Annotated in this window: 11 protein-coding genes and 1 pseudogene; 8 read left to right on the top strand and 4 right to left on the bottom strand. The window is 67.1% G+C overall.

The features are described 5' to 3' along the window. Nucleotides 1-337: 337 nt before the first annotated feature. Together E8F11_RS01535 and E8F11_RS01530 are read right to left on the bottom strand one after the other, a co-directional pair. A complete protein-coding gene (locus E8F11_RS01535; RefSeq protein ID WP_280287043.1) occupies nt 338-1,084 on the bottom strand; it encodes an anti-sigma factor in 747 nt (248 codons plus the stop codon). Next, nucleotides 1,081-1,587, bottom strand: coding sequence for a sigma-70 family RNA polymerase sigma factor (locus tag E8F11_RS01530; RefSeq protein ID WP_280287042.1), 507 nt, complete (start codon nt 1,585-1,587; stop codon nt 1,081-1,083). The genes E8F11_RS01535 and E8F11_RS01530 overlap by 4 nt, the downstream gene beginning before the upstream one ends. Before the next feature lie 138 nt (nt 1,588-1,725). Here E8F11_RS01530 and E8F11_RS01525 point away from each other — a divergent pair, with 138 nt between their 5' ends. The 4 genes from E8F11_RS01525 to E8F11_RS01510 all read left to right on the top strand — a co-directional run bounded on the left by E8F11_RS01525 (nt 1,726) and on the right by E8F11_RS01510 (nt 4,125). Continuing rightward, nucleotides 1,726-2,784: a catalase family peroxidase gene (locus E8F11_RS01525; protein ID WP_280287041.1), complete on the top strand. Its 1,059-nt coding sequence runs from the start codon at nt 1,726-1,728 to the stop codon at nt 2,782-2,784. Then, nucleotides 2,781-3,341 carry a cytochrome b/b6 domain-containing protein gene (locus E8F11_RS01520; RefSeq protein WP_280287040.1) on the top strand — a complete coding sequence of 187 codons (561 nt, stop codon included), beginning with the start codon at nt 2,781-2,783 and terminating at the stop codon, nt 3,339-3,341. The genes E8F11_RS01525 and E8F11_RS01520 overlap by 4 nt, the downstream gene beginning before the upstream one ends. 45 nt (nt 3,342-3,386) lie before the next feature. Then, complete coding sequence (locus E8F11_RS01515; RefSeq protein ID WP_280287039.1) at nt 3,387-3,644, top strand: DUF2790 domain-containing protein; 258 nt, start codon at nt 3,387-3,389, stop codon at nt 3,642-3,644. 160 nt (nt 3,645-3,804) lie between these two features. Further along, nucleotides 3,805-4,125, top strand: coding sequence for a hypothetical protein (locus E8F11_RS01510; RefSeq protein WP_280287038.1), 321 nt, complete (start codon nt 3,805-3,807; stop codon nt 4,123-4,125). A 1-nt stretch (nt 4,126) separates the two neighbouring features. On the opposite strand, the pseudogene E8F11_RS01505 reads toward E8F11_RS01510, so the two are convergent. Continuing rightward, nucleotides 4,127-4,294: pseudogene (locus tag E8F11_RS01505) on the bottom strand (CorA family divalent cation transporter); the annotation flags it as partial. Between the two features lie 154 nt (nt 4,295-4,448). Here E8F11_RS01505 and E8F11_RS01500 point away from each other — a divergent pair. Both E8F11_RS01500 and E8F11_RS01495 read left to right on the top strand, forming a co-directional pair. After that, nucleotides 4,449-5,549, top strand: coding sequence for a 2OG-Fe(II) oxygenase (locus tag E8F11_RS01500; protein WP_280287037.1), 1,101 nt, complete (start codon nt 4,449-4,451; stop codon nt 5,547-5,549). A gap of 56 nt (nt 5,550-5,605) precedes the next feature. Next, the gene (locus tag E8F11_RS01495) at nt 5,606-5,944 is read left to right on the top strand and encodes a DUF5629 family protein (protein WP_280287036.1); all 339 of its coding nucleotides are present in this window, start codon (nt 5,606-5,608) and stop codon (nt 5,942-5,944) included. A 140-nt stretch (nt 5,945-6,084) separates the two neighbouring features. Here the strand turns inward: E8F11_RS01495 and E8F11_RS01490 are convergent, their stop codons facing one another. Continuing rightward, entirely contained in the window at nt 6,085-6,675 is a 591-nt protein-coding gene (locus E8F11_RS01490) for an XRE family transcriptional regulator (protein WP_280287035.1), read from the bottom strand. 59 nt (nt 6,676-6,734) lie between these two features. Here E8F11_RS01490 and rhtA point away from each other — a divergent pair, with 59 nt between their 5' ends. Next, nucleotides 6,735-7,628 carry a threonine/homoserine exporter RhtA gene (gene rhtA, locus E8F11_RS01485; protein WP_280287034.1) on the top strand — a complete coding sequence of 298 codons (894 nt, stop codon included), beginning with the start codon at nt 6,735-6,737 and terminating at the stop codon, nt 7,626-7,628. Between the two features lie 92 nt (nt 7,629-7,720). Next, nucleotides 7,721-8,662: a serine O-acetyltransferase EpsC gene (epsC, locus tag E8F11_RS01480; RefSeq protein ID WP_280287033.1), complete on the top strand. Its 942-nt coding sequence runs from the start codon at nt 7,721-7,723 to the stop codon at nt 8,660-8,662. Nucleotides 8,663-9,032 lie beyond the last annotated feature (370 nt).

The following is a 9,032-nucleotide window of genomic DNA, read 5'->3' as shown; positions in this document are numbered from 1 at the left end:
AGGAGTTGGAGAAGAGGGCCGGGAGCACAATCTACGAAACAGAGTCGAGCTCTCAGGATGGGAGCGGCTTTCCCGGCCCTGGGCAGTGAGGTAGCTAACCTCATAGCCCTGGAGAGATACAAGGGTGATTTGAGTGGGTGGCCCCTCTTCCGTGTTGGGAGAGGGGCATGCGGGGCAACGGAGTTGCCCTTGGCGAATGAATTCGCCCCCACAGGTGTATTGCGACCGCTAGTCCGTAGGATGGGTGGAGCGAAGCGATACCCATCACCACCGAGCGACGGGTATCGCGGGGCTCCGCGGAACGCCGCCCGCCCCATCCTACGATTACTCGCCTGACTCAGAACGCCAGCGCCTTCCCCAGCGCCTCGCTGCGCGGGTCGCCATCCCGGCTCACCAACGCGTAGTTGTAGCCATCCCTCGACCAGTACCTGGCCTCCAGCTCGCCATCGCGGCGCTGGCCGCTGCGCATGCGCGGATAGAGCGAGCCGGGCGCCCGCAGATAAAGGCTGACGCGCTGGCCCTGATCGTCCTCGAACAGCAGCAGTGCCGCCGCGCCCTGCTCGGTGACCAGCCAGCGCCCACCCACCGGAGTGAAGCCGTAAGGGCCGAGATCGGGAATCCGCGCCGCATGGCTGAAGCGCTGGTCCAGCCAGGCCTGCAACTCGCCGGGCTGGCGGGCGCGGATATCCACCACCGGGTTCAGGGCGAACAGCCGGTGGGCCTGCAGGGCATCCTGCATCGGCGGGTTGGCCGCCAGCAGGCTCATCTCCCGTGCCTGCCAGCCACCCAGGCCGCCCGCGCCCAGGGCCAGCACGAAGGACGCCGCCAGGGCCAGGCGTCGCTGCTTGCGAGCGCGCATGGAGGCGCGGATGGCCGCCGGATCGAGGCGCGGGTTGGGCGTCGGCAGCTTCAGGTTGGCCAGGGCGGCACGCAACTGCTGGGCGTCGCGTCGCCAGCCCTCCACCCGTGCGGCGACCTCGGGATTGGCCGCCAGGTAAGCCTCCACCGCCTGCATCTGCTCGGCGTCGAGCTGGCCGTCGAGGTAGGCGTGCAGGTCGTCTTCGCTGGGATGGAATGCGTTCATTTGAGTACCCGCAGCTGAGGGTTGGTCATTTCGCCCTCGGCCAGCTCGCGCAGCGCCTTGCGCGCGCGGGACAGCCTGGACATCACGGTGCCGATGGGAATCTCCAGGGCCTGGGCAGCCTCCTTGTAGCTGAGCCCTTCCACGCTCACCAGCAAGAGCAGCGCACGCTGCTCCGCCGGCAGGCGGGCGAAGGCCGCGAGGGTGGCCTGGTTGACCACCACCTCTTCGGTGGACGGCGCCTCCTCGCTGCGGCCGCCAAAGAACTCCAGCAGCCGCGCATGGCGGCGCGCCCGGCGTTGCCCGTCGAGGAACTGCCGGTAGAGGATGGCGAACAGCCAGGCGCGCAGGTTGCCCTCGCCCTTGCTGCCCCAGCGGGAAAGTGCCCGCTCCAGGGTCGCCTGGACCAGGTCGTCCGCACTGCTCGCATTGCGCGTCAGCCACAAGGCGAAACGCCGCAGCCGCTGTAACAACTCCCGCAGTTCCGCGTCATCAATCATGTTCATGGTCAGGTCTTGCGTCACTCTCGCCTCAGGTGCGACAGGAAGACGTGCGCAACGGGGTTTTATTCCCGGCATGGAATAAAACCGCGGGGCCTGCGTCTCACCGGCTCATGGACAGGGCACAACGCCCGGGAGTATCGCATGAGCAACGCAACGCCCAAGGGAATCGACCTGGCGGCACGGCTGGCGGTGATCGGAGTCGCCGTCGGCGGCCTGGCCGCAGCCTTCGCCTACGCCGGCGGCTGGATCGGCGGCGAACGCCTGACCCCACAGCACATCATCGACGCCTTCGAGACCAACGCCGGAAAATTTCCCGGGTACCGCAAGAACCACGCGAAAGGCATCTGCATCAGCGGCCACTTCGACAGCAACGGCCAGGCAGCCGACCTGTCCCACGCCAGCGTCTTCGCCCCCGGCCAGGTCCCGGTGATCGGCCGCTTCGCCATAGGTGGCAGCAACCCCCATGCAGTGGATGCCGGGGTCCCCGTCCGCAGCATGGCGCTGTTGTTCCAGTTACCCGGTGGCGAGCAATGGCGCACCGGGATGAACAGCCCGCCGGTGCTGCCGGTGGCCAGTCCAGAAGCCTTCTACGAGCAAGTGCTGGCCTCGCGACCCGATCCCGCCACCGGCAAGCCCGACCCGGCGAAGCTGCAGGCCTTCTTCGCCGCCCACCCGGAATCGGCCGCCTTCCGTGAGTGGGTCAAGACCAACAAGCCGAGCAACAGCTTCGCCAATATCCCCTACCACGGGATCAACGCCTTCCGCCTGCTGGACGCCGCCGGCAACAGCCGCTTCGTGCGCTGGTCGGTGCAGCCGGAGACGCCGTTCGCCCCCCTGGGCGATGTCGGCAAGGACCCGGACTTCCTCGCCCATGACCTGCAGCAACGCCTCGCCCACGGTCCCCTGCGCTGGCGCCTGGTGCTGACCCTGGCCGAACCCGGCGACCCGACCGGCAATGCCACCCGCCAATGGCCGGCGGACCGCCGCCAGGTGGACGCCGGCACCCTGGTGGTGGAACGGGCGGAGTCCCAGGACCAGGGCGCCTGCCGTGACATCAACTACGACCCGCTGGTCCTGCCGGACGGCATCCAGGCCTCCGACGACCCGCTCCTCAGTGCGCGCTCGGCCGCCTATGCCGTCTCCTACAACCGCCGTACCCGCGAAGGTGCCCCCCAAACCGAGCAAGGAACCCAGCCATGAATGCGCCGACCCATTTCAGCCCGCTGCTGCGGGTCATCCACTGGCTGATGGCGGTCCTGCTGCTGGCCATGCTCTTCATCGGCGTGAGCATGGTGGCCGACCTGTCGCCGCGCCACAGCGAGCTGGTGGCGCTGCACAAGCCGCTGGGGCTGCTTCTGCTGGTACTGGTGCTGGTCCGCCTGGCCGTGCGCCTCACCAGCCCCACGCCGCCACTGCCCCGCACAATGCCAGGCTGGCAGCGCCGCGCCGCCCACCTGTCCCATGTGCTGCTCTACGCCCTGATGCTGGCAATGCCGCTGGTGGGCTGGGGCATGCAGTCCGCCGGCGACTATCCGGTGGTGCTCCACGACGCCTTGGTGCTGCCGCCCATCGTCCCACCGGACGCACGGCTCCATGCCCTGCTACGCCTGGCCCACACTGTACTGGCGTACCTGCTGTTCATCAGCATCCTGGCGCACCTGGCGGCGGCCCTCTACCACGCGCTCATCCGCAGGGATGGCGTGCTCTCGAGCATGACCACCGGCAGTGGCATCCATTCGATGCCTGACGGTCAGTAGGCGCGGGACTACCCGCAAACCCCCTCTCCAGCAGGAGAATCCGCCATGAGAACCCTTGTCGTCGCCTTGAGCTTGAGTCTCACCACCAGCGCCGCCCTGGCAGCCAGTACCGACCAGGCGACACAACCGGTCATCCAGTACGAATACGGTGTCCACCTGGACATCGCCCGCGTGGTACAGATGACCGACCTCTCCACCTTCTGCGGCATCGGCCCGGCGCGCATGACCTACGAGGACAGCCAGATGCAGACGAAGACCATCGAGTACCTGGTCTGGGGAACCGGCTGCAAGAACGACTACTGACGGCTCCTGTAGGTGGGTTTCACTTCACGGCGCAGGGTGGGCTTCAACCCACCCGCGAATCCAGCCGTGGGCTGAAGCCCACCCTACGTTTGCCAGAGGAAACTGATGGGTGATCCGACGGTCCATGGCAGATCGCCAGACCGCATTCGAGGAAACCCCATTGGACACCCGCTACCTGTTGCTCGCCGCCACCCTCTTCGCCGCCCAGGCCAGTGCCTCCAGCGACCAGGCCTGGCACGAGCACGACACCCGGCTGCTGACCGCCTGCAAGGCCGTCAGCGGGCTCAAGGACGTGCGCCCTGCCGGCCAGCCGGTGCTCTTCGATGACCGGCTCGGACTTACGGCCCTGCTGCTGGAAGGCCGCTACCCGCAAAAGCACATGAAGGGCCAGCGCGGACAGGAGCTCTGCCTGTATGAACGCAAGTCGCGCAAGGCCCACATCGCCGAAGCCGATGCCCTGATCGGCGAACGCAAGCCCTGATTCAGAACCAGCCTTTCCGCCTGAACCAGGCGTAGGGCAGGATCGCCGAGACCACCATCAGCCACAGCGCCACCGGGTAGCCGAAGGCCCAGTCCAGTTCCGGCATGGGCCTGAAGTTCATGCCATATACGCTGCCCACCAGGGTCGGCGGCAGGAAGAGTACGGCGGCATCCTGCGCGTAGTCGTGGATCATCCAGGGTTGCTCCTTGGGCGTCTGGAAATGAGTAAGGCACCGGGCAGGCCCAGCGAAGACGCAACGGCAAGCGGGCGAGGCACGCCAGCGGCATTTGGTCTAGCTTGAGTTCAAGCCAGAGGAGGCAACCATGACCCAGCGCAATTCACCCGTGGAGCCGGGCGAAGCGGTGCCCTGGTTCACCAGCAGCACCCCCAGCCGCGAGCGCTTCACCTTCGACACCGTCGCCGGACGCTACATCGTCCTGAATTTTCTCGGCTCGGCGGCGGACCCGACCGCAGCGCGGGTGCTCACCGACCTGCTGGCCCGCCGCGAGCGCTTCGACGACAGCCACGCCAGCTACTTCGGCGTCAGCGTCGACCCCCAGGACCGCGAGCGCCAGCGCGTCCGCAACCTGCTGCCGGGTATCCGCTTCTTCTGGGACTTCGACCGCGCCATCTGCAACCTCTACGGCGTGCAACAGCCAACCGGCGCCATTCGCCAGATGACCTACCTGCTCGACCCGCGCCTGCGGGTGATCGCCGTGCTGCCGGTGCAGCCCGGCGGCGAAGGCCATATCGACGCCGTCCTCGCCCTGCTCGATGCCCAGGACAGCTTTCCACCGCCAGCGCCCGCCCAGGCCCAGGCGCCCGTGCTGGTAGTCCCACGCATCTTCGAACCGGCCCTCTGCCAGAAACTGATCGACTACTACGACCACCACGGCGGCTTCGACTCGGGCTACATGATCGAGCGCGACGGCAAGACGGTGGAGGTCGTCAAGCACGACCACAAGCGCCGCCGCGACTGCGCCCTGAACGACGAAAAACTGAGTCAGGCCTGCTTGCATCGCATCACCACGCGCCTGCTACCGGAGATGCTCAAGGCCTTCCAGTTCCATGCCACACGCATGGAGCGCTACCTGGTGGCCTGCTACGACGCCAAGGAAGGCGGCCACTTCCGCCCGCATCGCGACAACACCACCAAGGGCACCGCCCACCGCCGCTTCGCCGTGTCCCTGTTCCTCAACAGCGGCGAATACGAAGGCGGCTACCTGCGCTTCCCGGAGTTCGGCCAAAGCCTCTACAGCGCGCCGCAGGGCGGCGCCGTGGTGTTCTCCTGCTCGCTGTTGCACGAGGCCACGGCGGTCACCGCGGGGCGTCGCTACATGTTCCTGCCCTTCCTCTATGACGAGGAAGGTCGCCGCGTGCGCGACGAGAACCAGCAGTACCTGGAAAGCTCAGCCGAGCAATGACCGGCGCCCTGGCTTATCATCCCGCGCCTTTCAATGACTGATGGATGACCGTGCCCATGAACCACGAGACCCTGCTGGCCGCCCTGCTGGCTGCCGACATGCTGGAAATCGACGACCTGCACGCCTGGGAATTCGACCTGGACGAAACCCTGGTGGACGCCCTGGAAGCCGGCCAGCCGGGCCAGCCCGAGGCCCAGCTGCTGCGGGTGGAATGCATGGACGGCCGCAACCGCCGTGAATGGCGCTTCAGTCAGGCCGCCGTGCAGGCGGCGCGATTCGATGCCGAAAGCGGTTGCTGGAAGCTGACCGGGGCCGACGGCGAGCATGCCCTGCGCTGCCTGGATGCCTTTGGCGGCAGTGATGCGGACGACGAGGAAGAGCAGGAGCAGGAGTAACGGCCGGGCACCATACCCTGTGGGGGCGAATTCATTCGCTATGGGCAGCCTAGCTGCCCCATTGGCGACCGCGGGGGCAGCCCTTCGGCCTGCTCAGCGATTGAAATCGCCCCCACAGGGAGACAGACCAGACCCCGGCCTCAGGTCAGCACATTGCGGACAAAGCGGACCAGGGCGTCACCTTCGTTGGCGTAGGTGTAGGGCTGGTCGCTGCCGAATACCAGGAAATCCCCAGCGTCGACCTGTTGCACCTGCTCGCCGCGACGGACGCTGAGGCTACCCTCGATCACGTAGATCATCTCCCGCCAGCCCTCGACATCCGGTTCGGCGGTATAGCGCTCGCCCGGCTCCAGTGACCAGGACCAGAGCTCCACTTCGTGGCGCGCGGCGGAACTCGCCAGAAGGGTCGCGCGGCTTCCCGGCTTGCTACCCACCCAGGCCACGGCATCGATCCGCGAGCGGTCGGGACGGTCCGGCCGCTGCACCAGGTCGGGAAAGAGCACGCCGAGGGCCGCGGCGATACGATCGAGGGTGGCCAGGCTGACATTCACGTCGCCGCCCTCGATCCCCACCAGCATCCGCCGGCTGACGCCCGCGGTGCTGGCCAGGGCTTCCTGGCTGAGGCCCGCCGCGCGGCGCAGGCGACGGACATTCTCGGAGACGTGCTCGAGGACGTTGGGGCGTTCATCCGATTTGGGCAACATATTGCTCACACCCTGTTTTTTGCGCATTATGTTGCACATTAGCACGCCAACGCGCCACCCTTTACTTGCCTGCCGGATCAGCCTCCATGTCTTCGCTGTCGAGTCGCCTTGCTTCGACCCTTCTGCCCGTTGCCGTCCTGATGGTGGCCATGGCGTCCATCCAGAGCGGCGCTTCGCTGGCCAAGAGCCTGTTCCCGGTGGTCGGCGCCCAGGGCACGACCGCCCTGCGCCTGATGTTCGCCGCCATCATCCTGACCCTGGTGCTGCGTCCGTGGCGCACGCGCCTGAGCAAGGCCTCCCTGCTTCCGCTGATCATGTACGGCCTCGCCCTGGGTGGCATGAACCTGCTGTTCTACATGTCCTTGCGCAGCATCCCGCTGGGCATCGCCGTCGCCCTGGAGTTCACCGGGCCGCTGGCGGTGGCGCTGTTCGCCTCGCGTCGGGCCATAGACTTCCTCTGGATCGGCCTGGCGGTGGTGGGACTCTGGCTGCTCCTGCCCCTGGGCAAGACCGAAGGCCACCTGGACCTGACCGGCATCGCCTACGCCCTGGGCGCGGGCGTCTGCTGGGCGCTCTATATCCTCTACGGCCAGCGCGCCGGTAGCGACCACGGCATGCAGGGCGCGGCCCTGGGCGTACTGGTAGCGGCCATCTTCATCGCCCCCATAGGCGTGATCCACGCCGGCAGCGCGCTGCTCGACCCGGCACTGCTGCCCGTGGCCCTGGCCGTCGCCCTGCTCTCCACTGCCATTCCCTACACCCTGGAAATGGTCGCCCTGACCCGCCTGCCGGCGCAGACCTTCGGCACCCTGATGAGCATCGAACCAGCCTTCGGCGCACTCTCCGGGCTGATCTTCCTCGGCGAGCACCTGTCGACGCTCCAGTGGCTGGCGATTCTCTGCATCATTCTCGCCTCCATCGGCTGCACGGTGACCGCCGCGCCACGGCAGCCGACCCAACCCCTGGTACCGGCCGACTGAGCGGCATGCATTTCCGGCGAATCCCCTCTTGCAGAAAGAGGGTGATTCTCCGCAGGCTATAGCGATCCGGACTGCGCCTTACAGGTACTCCCATGAACAGACTTCCCTACGTCGCCACCGGCTGCAAACCGGTCAACTGGCAGCTCGACCAGATCGTCAGCGAGCTGCGCGACGCCCGCGCCCAGTGGCGCAGCCATCACGGCCGGCTGCAGGACCGCGGCGGTCGCGAACTGCCATCACGCATCACGGTCGGGCATATCATCGAAGCCCTTTCCGGCGCCCTCTTCCCCATGCGCCTGGGTCCTGCCGACCTGCGCGAGGAAAGCGAGGACTTCTACGTCGGCCACACCCTGGACGTGGCGCTCAACGCCCTGGCCGGGGAAGTCCGCCGCGAGCTGAGCTATGCCGCGCGGCACAATGGCGCCAGCGGCGATGACATCGCCTGCCAGGCCATCGAGATCGTCAAAGGCTTCGCCGCCACCCTGCCGAAGCTGCGGGTGCTGCTGGACACCGACGTGCTGGCCGCCTTCCAGGGCGACCCGGCGGCGCGCAGCGTGGACGAGGTGCTGATCTGCTATCCCGGCGTGCACGCGGTGATCCACCACCGTCTCGCCCACTACTTCTACACGGCCGGCCTGCCGCTGCTGGCGCGGATGATCGCCGAGATCGCCCACTCCGCCACCGGCATCGACATTCACCCCGGCGCGCAGATCGGCAAGAGCTTCTTCATCGACCACGGTACGGGCGTGGTGATCGGCGAAACCGCGATCATCGGCGAACGGGTGCGCATCTACCAGGCCGTGACCCTGGGCGCCAAGCGCTTTCCGGCGGACGAGGAAGGCAACCTGCAGAAGGGCCAGCCGCGCCACCCGATAGTGGAAGACGAAGTGGTGATCTACGCCGGCGCGACCATCCTCGGCCGCATCACCATCGGCAAGGGCTCCACCATCGGCGGCAACGTCTGGCTGACCCGCAGCGTGCCGGAAGGCAGCAACATCACCCAGGCCAACCTGCAGAACGAAGTCGGGGTCTGAGATACCACCGATAGTTGTGGGAGGGCAGAAGCGGACGCTCGATCCCGTAATTCCCGGCCGGCTCCGCGTTGGGCTTCGCTGCGCTCTTCCCAACCTACACACCGCTGATTGTTGTGGGAGGGAAGCGTCTGCTCGATCCCGTAGGTTGCGGCTGAGCTAAGCGAAGCCCAACATCCCGGCTGGCTCCGCGTTGGGCTTCGCTGCGCTCTTCCCAACCTGCACACCGCTGATTGTTGTGGGAGGGCCAAAGCGTCTGCTCGATCCCGTAGGTTGCGGCTGAGCTAAGCGAAGCCCAACATTCCCGGCCGGCTCCGCGTTGGGCTTCGCTGCGCTCTTCCCAACCTGCACACCGCTGATTGTTGTGGGAGGG

Source organism: Pseudomonas sp. BN417, assembly GCF_029871205.1.
Lineage (GTDB): Bacteria > Pseudomonadota > Gammaproteobacteria > Pseudomonadales > Pseudomonadaceae > Metapseudomonas.
This window is presented reverse-complemented; position numbering and strand designations above follow the sequence as displayed.